Annotated in this window: 18 protein-coding genes; 6 read left to right on the plus strand and 12 right to left on the minus strand. The window is 34.4% G+C overall.

The features are described from left to right. The first annotated feature begins 184 nt into the window (after nt 1-184). Entirely contained in the window at nt 185-820 is a 636-nt protein-coding gene (locus tag C0Q33_RS08745) for a hypothetical protein (RefSeq protein ID WP_133121065.1), read from the plus strand. 33 nt (nt 821-853) lie between these two features. Here C0Q33_RS08745 and C0Q33_RS08750 read toward each other — a convergent pair whose 3' ends face one another. Further along, entirely contained in the window at nt 854-1,285 is a 432-nt protein-coding gene (locus C0Q33_RS08750; RefSeq protein ID WP_101478225.1) for a universal stress protein, read from the minus strand. 163 nt (nt 1,286-1,448) lie between these two features. Between C0Q33_RS08750 and C0Q33_RS08755 the strand changes: the two genes are divergently transcribed. Further along, on the plus strand, nt 1,449-2,543 hold the full coding sequence (locus C0Q33_RS08755; RefSeq protein WP_101478226.1) for a sensor histidine kinase: 1,095 nt from the start codon (nt 1,449-1,451) through the stop codon (nt 2,541-2,543). Between the two features lie 24 nt (nt 2,544-2,567). Here C0Q33_RS08755 and C0Q33_RS08760 read toward each other — a convergent pair whose 3' ends face one another. The 7 genes from C0Q33_RS08760 to C0Q33_RS08790 form a co-directional block, all read right to left on the minus strand. Further along, complete coding sequence (locus tag C0Q33_RS08760) at nt 2,568-2,870, minus strand: hypothetical protein (RefSeq protein ID WP_101478227.1); 303 nt, start codon at nt 2,868-2,870, stop codon at nt 2,568-2,570. 84 nt (nt 2,871-2,954) lie between these two features. After that, complete coding sequence (locus C0Q33_RS08765) at nt 2,955-3,359, minus strand: response regulator (protein WP_101478228.1); 405 nt, start codon at nt 3,357-3,359, stop codon at nt 2,955-2,957. Between the two features lie 55 nt (nt 3,360-3,414). Further along, nucleotides 3,415-4,878: a sensor histidine kinase gene (locus tag C0Q33_RS08770; protein ID WP_165776499.1), complete on the minus strand. Its 1,464-nt coding sequence runs from the start codon at nt 4,876-4,878 to the stop codon at nt 3,415-3,417. Nucleotides 4,879-5,016: 138 nt separating this feature from the next. Continuing rightward, on the minus strand, nt 5,017-5,514 hold the full coding sequence (locus C0Q33_RS08775) for a response regulator (protein WP_101478230.1): 498 nt from the start codon (nt 5,512-5,514) through the stop codon (nt 5,017-5,019). A gap of 88 nt (nt 5,515-5,602) precedes the next feature. Beyond that, nucleotides 5,603-6,841, minus strand: a complete 1,239-nt coding sequence (locus tag C0Q33_RS08780) for a tetratricopeptide repeat protein (RefSeq protein WP_101478231.1) — start codon at nt 6,839-6,841, stop codon at nt 5,603-5,605. 151 nt (nt 6,842-6,992) lie between these two features. Continuing rightward, nucleotides 6,993-7,445, minus strand: a complete 453-nt coding sequence (locus C0Q33_RS08785) for a hypothetical protein (protein WP_101478232.1) — start codon at nt 7,443-7,445, stop codon at nt 6,993-6,995. Nucleotides 7,446-7,447: 2 nt separating this feature from the next. After that, nucleotides 7,448-8,599 (minus strand): YncE family protein, encoded by a 1,152-nt coding sequence (locus C0Q33_RS08790; protein ID WP_101478233.1) that lies wholly within the window; start codon nt 8,597-8,599, stop codon nt 7,448-7,450. Nucleotides 8,600-8,849: 250 nt separating this feature from the next. On the opposite strand from C0Q33_RS08790, the gene C0Q33_RS08795 reads away from it, so the two are divergent. Then, nucleotides 8,850-9,359, plus strand: coding sequence for a response regulator (locus C0Q33_RS08795; protein ID WP_101478234.1), 510 nt, complete (start codon nt 8,850-8,852; stop codon nt 9,357-9,359). Nucleotides 9,360-9,399: 40 nt separating this feature from the next. Here the strand turns inward: C0Q33_RS08795 and C0Q33_RS08800 are convergent, their stop codons facing one another. From C0Q33_RS08800 to C0Q33_RS08815, 4 genes are all read right to left on the minus strand, one after another. Beyond that, nucleotides 9,400-10,389 (minus strand): matrixin family metalloprotease, encoded by a 990-nt coding sequence (locus C0Q33_RS08800; RefSeq protein WP_101478235.1) that lies wholly within the window; start codon nt 10,387-10,389, stop codon nt 9,400-9,402. A 17-nt stretch (nt 10,390-10,406) separates the two neighbouring features. After that, nucleotides 10,407-11,294, minus strand: a complete 888-nt coding sequence (locus tag C0Q33_RS08805) for a hypothetical protein (RefSeq protein WP_101478236.1) — start codon at nt 11,292-11,294, stop codon at nt 10,407-10,409. 183 nt (nt 11,295-11,477) lie between these two features. Next, the gene (locus C0Q33_RS08810; protein WP_101478237.1) at nt 11,478-14,042 is read right to left on the minus strand and encodes a hypothetical protein; all 2,565 of its coding nucleotides are present in this window, start codon (nt 14,040-14,042) and stop codon (nt 11,478-11,480) included. A 142-nt stretch (nt 14,043-14,184) separates the two neighbouring features. After that, a complete protein-coding gene (locus C0Q33_RS08815; protein ID WP_101478238.1) occupies nt 14,185-14,997 on the minus strand; it encodes a TrmB family transcriptional regulator in 813 nt (270 codons plus the stop codon). Nucleotides 14,998-15,833: 836 nt separating this feature from the next. Between C0Q33_RS08815 and C0Q33_RS08825 the strand changes: the two genes are divergently transcribed. The 3 genes from C0Q33_RS08825 to C0Q33_RS08835 all read left to right on the plus strand — a co-directional run bounded on the left by C0Q33_RS08825 (nt 15,834) and on the right by C0Q33_RS08835 (nt 17,935). Next, nucleotides 15,834-16,523, plus strand: coding sequence for an A24 family peptidase (locus C0Q33_RS08825; protein ID WP_245867423.1), 690 nt, complete (start codon nt 15,834-15,836; stop codon nt 16,521-16,523). 67 nt (nt 16,524-16,590) lie between these two features. Then, nucleotides 16,591-16,974, plus strand: a complete 384-nt coding sequence (locus C0Q33_RS08830; RefSeq protein WP_101478240.1) for a hypothetical protein — start codon at nt 16,591-16,593, stop codon at nt 16,972-16,974. A 271-nt stretch (nt 16,975-17,245) separates the two neighbouring features. Further along, nucleotides 17,246-17,935: a nucleotidyltransferase family protein gene (locus tag C0Q33_RS08835; protein WP_101478241.1), complete on the plus strand. Its 690-nt coding sequence runs from the start codon at nt 17,246-17,248 to the stop codon at nt 17,933-17,935. Nucleotides 17,936-17,939: the final 4 nt, after the last annotated feature.

Here is a 17,939-nt window from a genome sequence, read left to right on the forward strand (position 1 = left end):
CATAAAACCCTTTGATAGACCAAATGTTGCACTTGTTATAAACAAGGTAATAAGGTCGAGATAGATTATTTCATCAAAAGATTGATTGTCATAAATTTTTTTAAAATTATTTTATGCCATACCTAAGATGAAATAGCGATCAGGGATAGGCAAATAGCCTACCTTCACCATGGGAGGTTTGGGAATGGTAGGGGCATTGAGGGGCAGACTGCCTGATATTAAAGAAAAATTAATTGTATTTGGAGTAATTACTGGCATTTTCCTTCCTCTTAGAATGATCTTTTATAATTATTTCTCAGCACACTGGATAGGGAGTCTGGGTCTTGTCTCTTCACTCATGTTTGTACTGATACTTTTAGCACATAAAAGAAAGATTGGACGATTTGGTGACTTGTTTTTGAATCAAATGACAAAGACAATTAAAGGCAAATCTGGGAAAGTTGCAATAGTTTTTTCCTTGGTACTGATAGCTTACTTTGGTAGTACACTTGTGTGGATTGAACGAGGAAATACAGTCTACTCTGATGAGAAACATCTTGTTTCACAAATGCTCTTTTTAAATTATGGTCAAGAAAAAATGAATGCAAATGACATACATAAAATTTTGAATCTTAGACCTGGTAATACTTTGATTGATGCCTCCAATGTCAACTATGTTGACCAAGTCATCTCAATGACTTATGCGATAATGAATGATATGATGGGTGGTTGGATGGTTAACCTTGATATGATACTTCTTGTTGAACAATTAGAATTTTTAGGATTCATTATAATTTATAGAAGAATGTATACTCCTTCAAAAATCTTGTTGGCAAACTAGTTGTAGGATGGGATTGTATTTGAATTTCAGAGTTTATTTCACAAGTAATATTGGACATATTGCATGTTGTGATACTCCCACAGATACACTTCCCATTAGTAATGGTTTGAATCCAGTTTGACCTCTGGTACCCATTACTACAAGATCAACTTTGTTAGAATTGACAAAAGTTACTATTGCCTCAACTACTGAAGTACAGGAAATTGCATGAGCCACAATTGTAATTTTACTTGCAGCTGCCATCTTTTGTAATTTAGTCAATTCTGTAATTGCATTTTCCTTTAGACTTCCTATTGCCGTGGCATGCTCAGACGTGTAAAATGGTTCATCTTCAGAAGGCTGATACAAACAAGTAGCAATTGTAATTTTTGAGCCAAATTTCAGAGCGATTTCTAACGCTGTATGAAATGCATGTTTTGAATAATTCGATCCATCGTACGGCACAAAAATGTGGCTAAAGGTCATACTATTCACTACTCATAGTGTATTGTTGTATGAAATTAGTATAGAAATAACTTAGCTTGTTTACCGTGAAAAATTAAACCCGTTCAATTTCTAACGCATTTTTGTTTGTTTGAAATGCACAACCATAAGGGTTAATGTAGCTCATTGGTGATTTAATATTGGATTGTCACAGCCTCAGCCTGAGCAACAAAAGCCGTCTCTTATAGAGGACCTTAGTGTACTGACAGGTAGGGCCTTCAAGGAATTAGATGCGACTAGACGTGAACTTCAAGAAAAGGAGACAAGGTTAACGATTATTGCAAGCGAATCCATGGAGAAAATAAAGGAACTCTCAGGCATTAATCATGATTTACAAGAAAAGGTAGGATTTTTACTTGACATTAGTGCCTCTTTGAACAAAAAAAATGACGAATTGACAAGATCTAATCTTGAACTTGAGAAACAAAAGGTGCATTATGATCAGATGACTCGGGATTTGAAATCAAAACTAGATCAAGTTCTATCAAAAGAAAAAGAACTATCTATGCAGCGAGACTTTCTTGCAAAACAAGTAGATGAAAAAACTCAGGACTTGATTAGGGCAGAAAAGTTTACGGTGATAGGCGAATTGGCAGCAAGACTTGCCCACGACTTAAGAAATCCTCTATCCATTGTTAAAAATACTATGGATATAATGAGAGCTAAACCAACTATGAGAATTGATGAAAAATTGCAGCATTTTGGAAGATTTGATAGATCTATTCAGAGAATGACACATCAGATAGACGACGTATTAAATTTTGTAAAGAGATCAGACTTGATGTTGGAACAAACATCTCTTCTTTCAATACTTGATGGCGCTATTGGTAATATTTTGATTCCTCCTGGAGTTAAAATATCTAAACCATATGCGGATGTTCAAATAAACTGTGATTCAAGAAAACTTGAAGCTGTCTTTTCTAACATGTTAAGTAATGCAATACAATCTATGGAAGAGAATGGCGAGATAAAAATACGTGTAACAGATTTGGATTATTCTGTACAAATTGAATTTGAAGATACAGGTTCTGGAATTCCTACGGCAATACAATCTAAAATATTTGATCCGTTATTTACGACCAGGCAGACTGGTACTGGTTTGGGATTATCCATATGTAAGAACATAGTGGAACAACATGGAGGAACATTGACAGTTAAATCGCCACCAACTATTTTTACAATAAGATTGCCAAAAAATATTGTGCCAAAATATGAAGTAAGAAATCTATATACGCAATAATCTGATATATTTTTCACTAGAAAATTATTGTTGGTTTTTTCCGCGCATTATATGAATTACTTTTCCATCGTCTAAGGTATATCGTACAGAAATTATCTTGTCTAATGGAATATCATAGTTTGAATTCTCTGAGTTTGTTTGAGAGTCAGAATATTTTTCTTCAGAAATGACACTATTTGATTCAGGTGCTGGTTTGAATTGCTCAAAAAGCATCTTAGATATTGCGACTCGGATTAATTCTTGTCTAGTATATCCACCTTTTTTACATACATCATTAATGCTTTGGACCATTGCATGTGGAAGATTTAGTATTATGGTGTCTGTCAATTATTAATATTATTGATTTTCTATAGATAAGTTACTCTGCAATTTTTTTAAATAATTACGTCCAAAATGGAATAAACTGTGATTTTAACGCATATTTTTTAGCGCATAGCCATTTTCAAGCTTTTTTACCAAAAACTCTAACGAGAATGGTTTTTGGATTATCTCTACAGAGTCTTTTAGAATAGTAGTGGCATCATCCAAAACACCATTTCCAAAGGCTGAGACAAAAATTATCTTCTGATTTGGTCTTAATTCTAGGATGTCTTTTGCCACTCTTACGCCATTTTTCTTGGGCATTACAAAATCAAGCAATACGACATTAAACGGTTCACTGCCATCATGACTCTCTTCTAGTCTCTTCTTGTACAGTTCTACGCATTCTTCGCCATCTCTTGCTATGGTTATACTGTGTTGATGTTTTTCAAAGATTTTCTTATACTGTAATCCTGCAAATTGATTGTCTTCAGCTGCAAGTATGTGTAAACCCATGTGCAGTCTTAATTGATTTGTATGATTAAGATTAGTGTGTTCAATCTAAACGCACTCAGTTCAATATTTTCTGATGTAATTCTCGTGCATTTAGATGTCTCATTATTGGAATAGTAAACTTGATGGTAGCACCGGATTCTTTGTTATTATATGCAAAAATGTGCCCTCCATGTGCGTTAATTATTCCTCTGCACAAATATAATCCCAATCCATTGCCCTTCCAGGATTCTGTCTTGGGTCCTCTTGTAGCAAATTTATTAAATAATTTTGGTAATATGTCTGGATGAATTCCAGATCCGCTATCGCTTATAGTAACTTCAATCAAGTTTTTTTCCAAATCCTGTTGAGTGATAACTTGTATGATGCCTGCCTCTGTAAATTTTAATGCGTTATTAATTAAATTATGAATCACCTGACCAACTCTTACCCGGTCAGCTTCTACTTCGATTCCTTTTTCTACATTTGTTTCAATCTTTATCTTTTCATTTGATCTGTATGATGATGCTATCTCCAACAACAAGTCACTAAGGTTAAATTTTTCATATGACAATTGTAGAATTCCATTATCAATTCTGCCTATGTCCAGAATTCTATTGGCGACTTCTTCTAACTGTCGTGCCTGTTTTGATATGCCTGCAAGAGCTTCTTCCATTCCTATATCTCCATTTTGTGCAAGTTCCACAAAACCGTATATCGGATGAAGTGGACTCTTTAATTCATGTGATGCAATGTTGATAAAATCATCTTTTAAGACGTTTATTCTCTCTAGTTTCCTATTTGCTTTCTGTAGGGATTTTGTTTTTCTAATTACTTCTTGTACAAGATCCTTGTTGATTAGATTCAAAAAATATCCTAAGGCCAGAGAAATAATTCCTGCCGATATTATAATTACAGCCTGTAATGTGACTGATTTTTGCTTACTTTCATCTGCTTTATTTTCCAATGCATCAGTAAGATTTTGAATGCCACCATCCAACATTGATATCTTTAGGTTCAATTGATTCTGTTTGGTTTCTAATGCTGTCTGCATTGTAACTGAATCTTTCAGATTATCATCACTCTGAGATTCTAAAATTTGAGTCGCTTTTTGTACATATTGTGAATGAATTGATTCAATTTCATTTAGATTTGCAATTATTGAGGAAAGTTCTTTATTTGTATCATAATCAAGTCCATAATTTAGATAGCTATTTGTCAATTCATTTATTTTTTTAATCTGATAATCAAATTGATTACTGTATGATTCAAACTGACTCTTTGAAAATTCATAATTCTTGGAATTGTCAATTTTCTGGTATATTGTAGTATCATCAAAACTTTGGTATTGCATTTGTTGTATTGTATATATGTGAGATATTCCCTGTGTTATTGGAATATTCAAATCTGATAATACTTTCATCTGGTTTGTAATTGCATATGTTGTAAATATATTGAGGAATATGGCAAGACCTAACATCATTATGATCATTGCAATAGATATACCAATTCTCAGACTTGTACTTGTTTTATGATTATCCATACTCATCATCTAAATCTAGTATCTCTTGAGTTGTCTGCCAAATAATATGTCACTTGAATAACGTCTGTAAACTTGTTTGTATGTCCTTATGTGTGTAAAACAGACAAACAATTTCATTCTATTTCCTATGTGTTGTTTCTAACCTGTTCTACTCGGTCCTACTGGAACTGAAGTCCCTTCATACTCGTCCCATTCCTTGAATCCTTGTCTAGCTCTTATGCGCCACATGTGTAATGGCCAACTCTCGATTTGTGTAATTAATGCCTGTAATGTAAATGGTTTATTCATAAATTCTACATTTTCTTTAATCTCTCTGAATTTTCTTATGACTGCTTTACCCCCACCTGTTATGAAAATTATTCGTTGTTTGGGATTTATTGCCTGTATCTCTTTTGCCACATCTATTCCGTCCATTCCGGGCATGAAATGATCAAGTATGACTGTATCAAAATATAATTTGTCTGCCTTATTTCCATTAATGCCGTATTTTACAAATTCTTTATAGGTCTGTATGCATTCTATCCCATCCCTTGTAGTTGTTACAATATGGCCTCTTGCCTCTAATGCCATTTTGTAGGCATCTGCCAATTCCTTGTAGTCTTCAGCTACTAGTATTCGTAGGAACCATTCATTCATTATTGGTATCAAGAAGAATTAATCATATAGTATCTTGTATGTTCAGAGTAAACATTTCTGTTTTGGCTCAAAATTCTATTATTCTGTTTTATATATTTGCGATGGGTTTGATATATTTTGTAAAACCTATTTCATTTTTTAAGAGTTCGATGTATCTGGCATCTAGAGAAAACATGTGATTGAGGATTTTGGGTATGTCTTCCTCTTTTCCTTGTTTAAGCATACTCTTGGATTTGTAATATAACATGCTAACATCATTTGGATTTAATTTTAATCCTAAATCATAGATTTTTATGGCTTCTTCATGTCGTTCTAAAGAAGACAGGATCTTACCTGCTTGTAATAGTGTGTCTTCATACTGTGGATTTTGTTGTATTATAGATTGATAACACTGCAATGCTTCTTCAAATTTGGAAAGTGATTCTAGTGCAACTCCTTTGTTGTATGACGCAGACAGATGTTTTGAATTTACATCTAGTACTTGATTAAAACATGTAATTGCATCTTCCAAGAGGCCCATCCTGAATAATGACATGCCTTTATCGTATGAATCTGATCTCTCTAACAATGATTTCTTGTGAAATAATGCCGATGCATGATCTGGTTTTAAATTTAAAACAAATTCATAGCATTCCATTGCTTCTTCAAACTGTGACAGTGATTCTAGTAGTGATTCTAGTGCAACTCCTTTGTTGTATGACGCAGACAGATGTTTTGAATTTACATCTAGTACTTGATTGAAACAAGTGATTGCCTCTCTAAAATGGCTCATTTCAAGTAAAAGTATGCCTTTATCACATAATGATGAAACATGTTTGGGCTCTATTGTAATTATTTTATCTAGCGCTTCTATTGCTTTTTCATATTGTCCTGATCTTGCATCTAGTACACTTTTGTTATATAATGCAGACACATGTTCTGGTTTTATTTGTAATACTAATTCATAGCACTCTGTTGCTTTTTCAGGAAGTTTTGATAATTCAAGTAATACTGCTTTACTGTATAAAATATTTGCATCGCATGAGTTTAGAGCTAAAAGAAAATCAATTTTTTCTAGTGCTTTTGAATATTCATTAAAGTTGTAATAAAAATTTGCCAAACCAAAAAATATCATGTCAAAATTTGGCTGAGATTTTATTTCATTAGTGGCGGATATTTTGATTATTTTTTCATATAACGAAATCATTGGCAAGTGTTTCTTCTGAGTTTCAATGGAAATGTCGACTTTGTTTAAATTGAAATCTTTCTCAAACCCAAATTTAATAAATACCTTCTCCATCATTTTTGTTACAAGATTTAATTGAATCTGCCTTTTCTCATTTTTCAAGATTTCCTTTCACCTATACTCAATTATGCTAAAAAATTTCTTAGTCATTGTAACAAGTATGTGCAAGTGATTTAAAAACACGTGATTGTTTAGATGAGATAAGCTTTCAATTCAAGTTACGTATCAAACTGAGCGCATGACTGGATTTGATTTATTCTCCAATTTGGCAATCTGATAATGGCATTGCCATGTTATCAAATAACTTACTGAGATCTCCTGTTTTTACTGTACACATGACATGAAGAATAATTGTATTCAAATCCGTTTGATTAGTTTGTGTGGCGTTATTGAGCTGAGATTTGATAAAATCACGAGTAAGGTTTGCCATGTCTCCTGGCGTAAAGGAAATGGTGGAATTAAAGTTCTTTGTGGCGTTGGCATTCAAGAATTCTTGTAGTTTGTCAAGAGTAAGATTCAATGTGGCATTATCTCCGAGCATTTTTTCTAATTGTGCTGGAGTCATACTTATGGCATTATTTCCAGTCATCTGGGCCAATTGCTCTGGGCTAATTTTCAATGTAGAATTCTGTGCTGTTGTATTATTGAGATATTGCTCCAATGTAGAATTATTTCCCAAGATCTTCTCCAATTGAGATGGTGACATGTTCAGAGTAGGATCCTTCTTAACATCTGGGCCAATTGCTCTGGGCTCATCTTTAACAATGTACTATTTCCAATTATGTTGGAAAGCTGCTTAGGCGTTATTTTTATTGTGTTTGGAGGGGTTGCAAGATTACCTAATGTCTGATTCAGATTATCCAATGGAAGGGTTGAATTATTTCCGGATGATGGCACATCAATAATCTCAAGATTACTTGAAAACAAACTTGATACGTAGATCTTGTCTGTAATGGGATTTATTGCAATATCACGTGCAGAAATTCCTGACTTGAATTGATTTACAACGGTATTTGTATTACCATCTATTTCAAAAATCTCTCCTGTTTGTTCACTTGTTTGATAAATTTTGTTTGTTAATGGATTTGTAACAATTCCCCATGAACCTGCGTCAGTTGGTATGCTTGCTATGATTTGATTATCGGTTCCATTGATTACTGATATAGTGCCTGCACCCCAATGGCTCACATAGATGAGGTTGGTGAGAGGATTTACTGTGATTCCCCACGGGCCTCCATCTAGCGGTATGTTGCCAATTACTGAGTTCTTGGTGCCATCTATGATGGAAATTGAGTTTGAAAGACTGTTTGCAACATAGACAAGATTGGTTGTGGGGTTTACAATAATTCCCCATGGGCCGTTTTGAACTTGGATATTTGAAATTACATTGTTTGTAGAACCGTCTATTACTGAAACTGAATTTGAAAGTAGGTTTGTAACGTATATTCTATTAGTTGAAGGATTAACTGATATTCCCCAAGGGTTGCTTTGTACTGCTATGTTTGCAATAATTGTATTTGTACTTCCGTTTATTGCCGTGACATGATTGTTTAGTCTGTCTGTAACATAGATGATATTTGTTATCGGATTTACATCAACTCGTGCTGCACCAGTATTTGAAAAAAGCGAATTACTTCCAAGATGTATGGAATTTGTGATTGTATTTGTAACCCCATCTATTACAGAAATATTGCTTGTGACTGAACCTGTTACGTAGATTTTATCAGTTGTTGGGTTTACTCCAATTCCTCTACTTCCCCATCCTGTGTCTATACTAGTTATTTCTCCATAGGAGTAGTGAATTAGAGCACTTAGGGATATCGTAATTACTAGAATGGTCACATACCACATTTGCTTCATTTAACTAAATTTCGCCTTCTTGATAGATAACATAATCTGCAATAAAGTGCCTGAGAGAAGTTCCGATTTGGCATATTGTTGACCATTGGGAAAAATCAAGAACTGAGAATCTCTGCATGTCTTTTGGGAATGATAGGCAAGGTCCTCAGATCTTACATGGTCTATGTAATACCTTTAGATTAGTCTGTGTTTGTTTAAACTAGACAAGCTAGACAAATGAGATATATGCCATATCAAACATTTGGGATTCATGAATGTTCTGATAGCTGAGGATGAGAAAGATCTCTTGGATCAATATGTAGATGCCCTAGAAGAAAAAGGACACAAGGTAACAGCCTCTAAGAATGGTGATGAATGCTTGAAGATTTACCGTATAGAAGAATCTCACAATACACCTGATGATACAGTACCTCCTTTTGATGCAGTTATTTTAGATTATCAAATGCCAATTAAAAATGGACTTGAAACTGCAAAAGAAATTCTAAAAATAAATCCTCATCAGAGAATTATATTTGCTTCAGGTTATGTTCAAGAGACTTTCTTTGAATCTGTCAAAAGTCTCAAACAAATAACTGAGATAATGAAAAAACCCTTCAAACTTGAAGCATTGATAGATACATTGGAGGATAAGGACATCTATTCTAAACTAGAACAATTGAATGTGGACATATCAGCAATCAAAGAATTAAATCCGTCGCATGCACAAATTAAAGCATACTTTGATGTCCTGTGTCAGTTGCAAAAGGGCAGGACATTCTAGCAATTTATTTGATTGAGATCTACTTGTGTTAAAACTAGTTTTAGCTGTTACAAAAGTTTCCAGCAGGCTCCACATCATTATATAATTTTTGTAGGGCATTGATATCACATTCTGATATGTATGAATGACTAGTCGTGATTGACTCATGCATAAGATCTTGTGGATTATCTGTATATGGTAATCCCAGAGCATGTCCAAATTCATTTCTAACTATCGATTCCAATTGGCTGTCAGTCAATTTGTTTGAATCAAATATTGTAATGAATACCTTTAGAATTTGGTTTCCATCCACTATTGTTCTTGTGACCCCCGAATATCCATCCTCAGATTTAACTGTAGAGAGTGTCACCACTATGTCGCCTTCACTGTTGTTCGATTGGATAAGATTGAATTTTTCTGGTACATTATACTTGGTGTTGGCATATACTGACTGAACTGCTCCTTGCCATCCTTTGAAATATTCTGATTTCATTGCTGATGCAGACTGGTAGAGAAGAGAGCTGTCATCCGTAATTCCATCTGTTGACATTATGGCGTTTTCCACATCTTGGATTTTTTGATCACTGACTTGAGCATGGTTCTTAATATTCACAGTTAATGGGGCGCCACTTATGATATTCCAATGTTTGTAATTGCCCACGGTATTACCTTGAAGATCTTCTATCACATAATGTGTCTTTATGGTTATACTTTGTTCAACAGGTGTGATTGAGTAATTTGTTGCTACAAAAAACAACAATACTACAACTACTGGCAATATCAACAATTCAACTTTAAGTATGGTCTTTGCACTAAGTTTCTGGATTCTCTTTTTAATTGTGATTATCTCATGTGAAATTGTATTTTGTTTTCTCATTAGTTCGCTAATTTCTTGCTCTGGCACTGCAAAAATCATTTCTGATTTTGAATTATCAAAAATTTCTAGCAATTGTATCTGTTCGGTGGTTTTGTTTAATTCGCTTGTTAGGTATCCCAGCTGTCGTCTTAATTGCTTAATCGAGTGTTCCTTGTCCGTCATTCTTTGTGTCATGTTGTTATGTCATACTCCTAAGCAAAGGTTGTAATCAAATCCCATGGTGTTAATACGTTATTCTGAGTCATTACGAAAGCATTTTTCATACTTAACATAATTTTGCACATTTCAGGTACCGTGATATTATCTGGAATTATACGACCGCTTTTCAAATTTAACGTACTTATATTTGAATCAAGAAAGTTATCGATTCCATCTAGGTAATTTAATTCAGATATTTTCTCAAAGATTATCTGAGGTGTTACAAATAATGGGGTGTGTTCTAATATGACAACATCCGTGTTGTTTTTTAGCATCTCTCTTATCAGAAAATCTACCGTATCTTCTTTTTGAAATGTTACTATTTTCTTTGATGGCATGTCTGAAACTTTTATTGCTGTATCACAAAGTATTCCTACTTCTAACAAGCGTCTTGCAGAAATAGTTGAAAATTCACCATCCGTTGTTTGAATTAGTGCGAAATCTCTGCCAAGGTAATTCATTTTATTTAACAGATCGTCGACTCTTGTTTTTGGTGATATTATGTCAATGCCTTTGTTCATTACCTCATGAACTGCATGTTCTGAGAAAAATTCATGGTTTGGATTTTCATAAAGGCCTTGTAATACTTCTTTACTTCCCATCATACCAATTGGAGCGTCCGATTCCATCACTACTAGATTATTGGTGTGAGATGTAAGAAATCTAACAAGCATTGATGTGGCCACCCATACTTTTTCTTTACTTTCAATTGTTGCCATTGAAGAATAGACCAACAGATGTGGCATGATTTCTTCAATAGTGCATTGGTTTAGATTTTTTCCCAGTGTTGAGGGAGAAAAAAGTATGTCATTATTTTTACTCTGACCTTTTATTTTTCCATGCCATTTATTTTGTAAATCTGACAAGAACTTGTTATTCATTATTGATTACTCCTAGGTATGAGGAAAGTTGATTTGAAAGACTTGCAGATTTCATTATTTTTAATTAAAACTTTCAAATGATAATTTTTAGTATGTTCGCATTGAACATACTTGTGTTTGATTTATTATTACAACTCCCTGTATCTAAAATTTGAATTCTTTATCTGTGTCAAAAACTATGTCTTATCGGGATTTTATGCCTGTCCTTGGTTGAGTTTTACGCGAAAGTAGGCTGTTCTTCTTTACCAGTACTCCGCCTACGGCTATTGTGCCAAGTACCAGTATTGGTAATGTGTCTATTCCGTTGATTTTGAATAATTTCAATATTGATTGGACTCCTGCTGATGATGATATGTTAGATTTAATTGTGCTAGACCCATTTGTACTGGAACCATTTATGCTGGAACTATTTGTTCTCAATCCCGTCGAATTGGATTCTGTTTCATTAATTCTTACCATCTTACTAATGTGAGCTGTAATGTATCCTAAACCTGTGGCATTGGTATCAAGACTAATGGAACTAACAGCATTGGGAAGCAAAACAATGTTTGCAGTGCCATTCTGATTTGTCATGCTGTCACTAGATTGGATAATGGCACCATTTACTTTCCACCGGATGTTCATATTCTTTAATGGTTCTCCATGATTCTGAGCTGTAACACTTGCAACAAATGTTTCTCCGGGCAAAGCTGATTTTGGCGCAATTATTTTCAACGTTGGAGAAAGACTATCTACTACAACCTTGTTTGTTAAAAGGGGCAAGTTATCTGCTATGATGGATGCTTGTGCAGTACCTATGGAATTTGGTGTTACATCAAATGTTGTATAATACTGTCCTTTTGAAATTGTTACATTATCAGGAAGTGACAAAACTTGATTATTAGTTGAAACTAATTTTAAAGTGATATCTTTTTGAGCAAATACTGGATTTGAATTTGAATCTAAAATCTGAACTGATATGGTATTTGGCATGTTAAGAAAAACTGGGTTGGCATAATCTAGCATTACTTGAGAAGCCGAAGTGCTGGTTGTCTTGAGATTTAATGATGTGTGATAATTGCTCGCAATAAAAGTAAGGGTTGACGAACCATCCTTTAACGAACTGGCTTCTGCCATTACTGTGGAGTCTTCCCTATGTATGGCAGTTTGCGGGATTGAAAAATAATCATTAGCCAATATATTGAGATAGGAATCACTTGAAAAATATGTCACTGCACCTGAAGAATCCTTTAGGTATGCAGCAATAGGAACATCACTGCTACCAAGTATATTTGGAACCATGGACTGTGCTACGAGATTAAGTGAATTGCTACTGGGTAAGAACATGGTTGGGTAAGCAATTTGATCATTATACGTGACAACATGTAGTGATACTGTACCTGTAACACCGCTACTTGCGAGTGGTTGTGGGGTTGTAGTTACTGTTACGCCTGGTGTGGTAGTTCCCGTATTGGTATTTGAGGCTAATGTGATGGTTGAACTGGTTGTACCTGGCAATAGTGGCGGAATACTTGTGCCAACCTTAGCAAACACTAGGGCAACCCCCGTCCCTTTATTCATAATAACGTTATCCACTGAAATTGCATCTGGATCTGATGAGTCTATTTCTATCTGGAGATCATGACTTGCTAATACTGGATTTCCACTCGGATCTTGTAAATGTACAACACCTATCAACTCATCATTTCCAGTGGCCAGTATTGGTAAAATACTCAGTACCGCTGATTTGTCATCATAAAATTTACCTGTAGCAGTAGTTACAGATCCAGTTTCTGGATTAACATATCCATTTGGAGCAGATGCGGTTACCCCAAAAGTTGCATTAGCTCCTGCCTTTACAGCTAAGTTGGTGTATCCCCAATAGGAGCCTTTCTTTATTACAATTGGATCATATGCTGTAACATAATGTAAGATGGGACTTGAGTTTGTCTCATTATTGCCTGGATCATGGATGTTCACCGGAATTGTAATATCTTCTTTTGCAGGCATTAGATTGCCTGATGAATCTGTTAGTTGTGCGACTACATACCCTATGGATGCCTGATAACTATTGATCTCTTGAGGATACACATACATCTGAATCTGCGGAGAGCCAGTTTGGATGACTGTTACAGTGGAACCTGCAGATTGTAATGATTCTGCAGATGCAAATATTTGTGAGGTACCTGATTCTTTTACTTCGAATTTACCAATTCCATAATACGTTCCAGCCTTTACAAGAATTTGTGGGTCGGTCAATGTCAACACTTTACTGTTAGATGTTGTGAGACTGATGAGAATGTCGCTATCTGTAATTGCAGGGGACCCGTCATTATTTGCCAGTTCTACTGTAAAATATCCTTCATGTGGACCATTAACTGAAAAAGTTGAAGGGGTGGATTGCACTAGTAATTTTGCAGGATAATTACTATTTCCATAAACTGTTATGGGTATTTCACTTGAAGAAAATCCTGGAGCTCCTAATTCAATTGTTGCACTACCAGGATTTGATGTAATTAATTTTATGTTCGTACTGAAACCGTCATTATTATTTTCAACTCCGATTATTTGTAATACTGATGAATCACTTGAAGAATATATCATATTTTGAATTTTTTGTGGCGATACATGACCATTATGTAATGCATAAACCTGTAGTGTGCCCTCTGAATTCTCAATTAGTTTTTGAGGAATTAATCTAACTCCAAAACTGTATACATCATCTGCATAAGCATTCATCATTCCAACACTGGCCAATACAATTAGCATTAGGACTATGGCTTTCAATTCTAAAAATAACACTTTAAAATATAATATAAGATGGTGTATGATCTTTCTGAACGAATCTAGATTTGTTTTAGATCTAATTTAATTAAATGGAATTTTGAATTTGATGAAACTATGCTGTATCTCATGCTGTTTGGTATACCGTTTCAATAGGTTTTGATTTCTTCCACAAGTGTTCACAGAGACTGAAGATATTGTTTACTATCTCGGTGGAATTTGTATGTACAATTGAATCTGCGTCATCGTTTAAATCCATTGTTCCTTTCATGGAGCCTGACATTACAATTTGTTTATCTTTTTCTGCAACCATCCTTCCCTTCGATGGTAGTTTTCCCAATCTTGTTTCAGTAGCACCCAATTTTTGTACTAGACTAATTGCTTGTTTATTTTCTGCTTCTGTGATTATTCTAACCTCTCCACCTCTTTTGATACAATCTTTAATCTTTTCTGGGATTGCTGTATGATACATTCTCATTATGTCTTCTACAGTGCTCACAAAGTATACTACATCTGTTGCTTCATTTACCAGTTTACCTATTCTTGCATAGATGTTTGATCTACCTTGTATGATGGAAAATGATGACATGGAATTGTCTGGAGTTGGACGCTTCAATTCTTCAAGACTTGCAACAACTTGTTTTGAAAGTTTTCCCATTGTTGTAATCTCATCTTGTTTTTTCTGTATGATTCCATTAAATGCCTCTTCAGGATTTACTGCTTTGCATATGGTTGGGTTTGAAAGCGTTGTTGTAATCAATCCTAGATTTCTCAATTTTGTAAGCGCTCTGTATGTCTTGCCTCTGTCAACATCAAGTTTAGAAGACAGACTTCCAACTGTTACCTCTCCTGTTCGAAGTAAACCCAGGTAAATCTTGGCGTCATCTCCCTCTAGACCAAAATATTTTAGAGTTGAAAATAGATCTTCTTCGGTATTCAAGGTAAAACACTCCTAAAATTGTAAAATTTCTGATCGTTATTACATGTTAAATCATAACACAATGTATTTTCTTCTTCAAAATTAGGCATGTAACTGTTTTCTATATGAAAATCAGGTGCACTCATAGCGATCATTGTAGATCGTTTACTGTTGTTGTTGGTATATAAGCAGATTGCTACTTTGGTGTCCCTGTTTAGTCTAATGCTGTTGACAATTGCTGGCTGAGAGATGTTTTTAGTTGTTGTTGAGATTGAAGTCATAGAGAAGTTACGACTAGACCACGATATGAGTAGTTGTTTGTAAAAAACAAACAAACGCAAACAAGGTGAATTTCCACAGTCTGTTATCTATTTTTTGCAAACTCCCTTCTGGATTGAAAAAGGCACATTCGTATTATTGCAATATACATCATAATGGCATAATATGCCGACTACTGAAAAATCTGTTTATTTTTTATAGACATACATCATCTAATAGAGGTGGAATACCATCATATATTGAATTGATGGGGACGAAATTATTAGATGCAGATCTATACCGAACCCCCGTCAGTTCTCCATAAATTTTAGCTGATCTTACATTATAGAAATTAAATCATATCTTTACATCTGTTTGTAGAATTGTTATTTCAAGATATTTTTTAATATGTGTACTAATTCTATTTTATATCTAATGTAATTGCACACGTATTAGTTTTATTTTACATTTTGACAACGAGTTTCCCATTCATGTAAAAAAAGATTGTATTGATAAACCACTCCAAATAATTGAGGCATATCGGTAAATAAATTTGAGATGCCTAAATTTATTCTAGTTGTGGATTGTGATGTGTGATAATGTTTGATGTTAATGGTATTAGAATTATTTTAGCAGTAATAATGCTTGGTATTGCATCTTATACTGATATTAAAAAGAGAGAAATAGATGATAGGATATGGATGATTTTTGGTGGTTTGTCATTTATTCTTTTGTTTTTTATGCCAAATATTTACAATTCATTTTGGATGGTTGGAATATATTTGATTGTCGCCCCTGTTGCATTGATTGTGTGGAGATTTGGTTTCTTTGGGGGGGCAGATGCTTTCGCACTCATTGTTTTAGCAGCTCTTGCTCCTGGTTCTACATTTGTAGAATCTCAAGTAAATCCATTTACAACTCTGACTAATACGGTGATACTTTCTATCATACCAGTAGTGATAAACGTGCTAAGAAACGTTATTGCATTAATTAGACATGATGATATTTTCAAGGGCTTTGAAAATGAAACACGAAAGAACAAGATTTTTGCCATGTTTATAGGACATCGTTCAAAACATCCGCGGTTTAGTTTTTCCATAGAAACACTGGAAGGAAACGTGAAAAAGATGAATTTCGGAATGAAGAATGCTGATAGTACGGAGTTTTGTTCTTCCTCTGACACTTGGGTTACACCCGGAATCCCATACATGATCTATATTTTCGGAGGGTTTGTGATTCAACTGGTTTTTGGGGATATTATATTTAATACAATTAGAATATTTCACTAGTCTCATTCTATGCCTATTGAGTGAGTCATCTAAGGTTTATTAGATATATCAAGAGAACGTTTTGTGTATGAAACTAAAGATTGCCATGATAATTTCTGTGATATCGATAGTAATGCTTTGTATTTATGGCCTTGACGTTATTGCAGCCAACGGTGGAAAGACCGGATTTCTGCCAATGAACGTATCTGAAAGAGGTTCTATCTTTGGAATTATTCCTTCTATACTACTGATAATTTCTTTTTTCATAACTCGAAAAGATCCTTCAAAAAAATTAGGTGTTCTGATAACAATTGGGGGCGCACTGATAATTGTAGGTACTGGAATAATACTTGCATTGCAAGGCAGCCAGGCTCAAGATTCCCGTGGCGTACGAGAGTTTGGTGCAGTCTTGGGAATTGGAATCATAATTGCCATATTGGGTATAATTAAAATAAGAAGAAGTCAAAGTTGACTTTTCTCAATATTGATTCTAGATGTTAGTGCGGAAATCTTCAAAGACTGGCTTGAATAATTAAAACTATGACAAATTGTACTAAATGTGGTAAGAGTACAAGTAAGGTGTGCGATTGTGAACACACTCTGGATGAAGAGTATTGTGTGGAATGCTACACTGAATTGCATTATTATATTACTGAGAAAAAATCGGAATAAAACGCTAATTTTGATGATCCTGAAGATGGTTTTCCCAAATCTTTTAATTCAAATCTATTAACTCTAATTTTGTGAAAGCGATACTTCTTTCAGGAGGGTTTGGTAAACGACTCAAACCTTTGACTGACTATTTACCAAAACCGCTAATACCTCTTTGCAATTATCCAATTATTGAATGGCAAATACGTTACTTTAAGAAGTTTGGAATAAAAGAGATCATTGTCTGTGCAGGGTATAGAGCAGAACAGATAAGGAAACACCTCGAAAGTAAGAATCTTGGCGTCCAATTGGAATATTCTATTGAAAAAGAACCTCTCGGGACTGCTGGCGCCATAAAAAAAGCTATCAAATACATTGACACTGATGACTTTTTTGTAGCAAACGGTGATGTAATAACAAATCTTGATTTGAGAAAATTAAAGATGCACAGAAATTCTGTTGCGGTTATACCTCTTCGAACTACATTTGGAATTGTACATCTAAATGGTGTGAAAGTTGAAAGATTTGAAGAAAAACCTGAGATGTTTGATTATTGGATGAATGCAGGAATTTACTATCTGAATAAAGACGTTGTAAGACATCTTCCTAAAAATGGCAATCTTGAAAATACCACCTTCCCAGTTCTTGCAGCACGCCGTACATTGAATGCCATAAAATATTCCAATGTTTTTTGGAAATCTGTTGATTCTTACAAAGATATGGAGGATTGTGAATCTCTTATTATAGCCAATCATTATGAAAAATTTCTATCTACCAAGTGAGTAG

The organism is Candidatus Nitrosotalea bavarica, from assembly GCF_900167955.1.
Lineage (GTDB): Archaea > Thermoproteota > Nitrososphaeria > Nitrososphaerales > Nitrosopumilaceae > Nitrosotalea > Nitrosotalea bavarica.

Coding starts and splice junctions, on each gene's coding strand:
- C0Q33_RS08790 (WP_101478233.1), bottom strand. CDS start 8,599: ATGAAGCAAATGTGGTATGTGACCATTCTAGTAATTACGATATCCCTA.
- C0Q33_RS08785 (WP_101478232.1), bottom strand. CDS start 7,445: ATGTCACCATCTCAATTGGAGAAGATCTTGGGAAATAATTCTACATTG.
- C0Q33_RS08765 (WP_101478228.1), bottom strand. CDS start 3,359: ATGGGTTTACACATACTTGCAGCTGAAGACAATCAATTTGCAGGATTA.
- C0Q33_RS08795 (WP_101478234.1), top strand. CDS start 8,850: ATGAATGTTCTGATAGCTGAGGATGAGAAAGATCTCTTGGATCAATAT.
- C0Q33_RS08770 (WP_165776499.1), bottom strand. CDS start 4,878: ATGGATAATCATAAAACAAGTACAAGTCTGAGAATTGGTATATCTATT.
- C0Q33_RS08775 (WP_101478230.1), bottom strand. CDS start 5,514: ATGAATGAATGGTTCCTACGAATACTAGTAGCTGAAGACTACAAGGAA.
- C0Q33_RS08805 (WP_101478236.1), bottom strand. CDS start 11,294: ATGAATAACAAGTTCTTGTCAGATTTACAAAATAAATGGCATGGAAAA.
- C0Q33_RS08810 (WP_101478237.1), bottom strand. CDS start 14,042: ATGCTAATTGTATTGGCCAGTGTTGGAATGATGAATGCTTATGCAGAT.
- C0Q33_RS08750 (WP_101478225.1), bottom strand. CDS start 1,285: ATGACCTTTAGCCACATTTTTGTGCCGTACGATGGATCGAATTATTCA.
- C0Q33_RS08800 (WP_101478235.1), bottom strand. CDS start 10,389: ATGACACAAAGAATGACGGACAAGGAACACTCGATTAAGCAATTAAGA.
- C0Q33_RS08830 (WP_101478240.1), top strand. CDS start 16,591: ATGAAACTAAAGATTGCCATGATAATTTCTGTGATATCGATAGTAATG.
- C0Q33_RS08745 (WP_133121065.1), top strand. CDS start 185: ATGGTAGGGGCATTGAGGGGCAGACTGCCTGATATTAAAGAAAAATTA.
- C0Q33_RS08825 (WP_245867423.1), top strand. CDS start 15,834: ATGTTTGATGTTAATGGTATTAGAATTATTTTAGCAGTAATAATGCTT.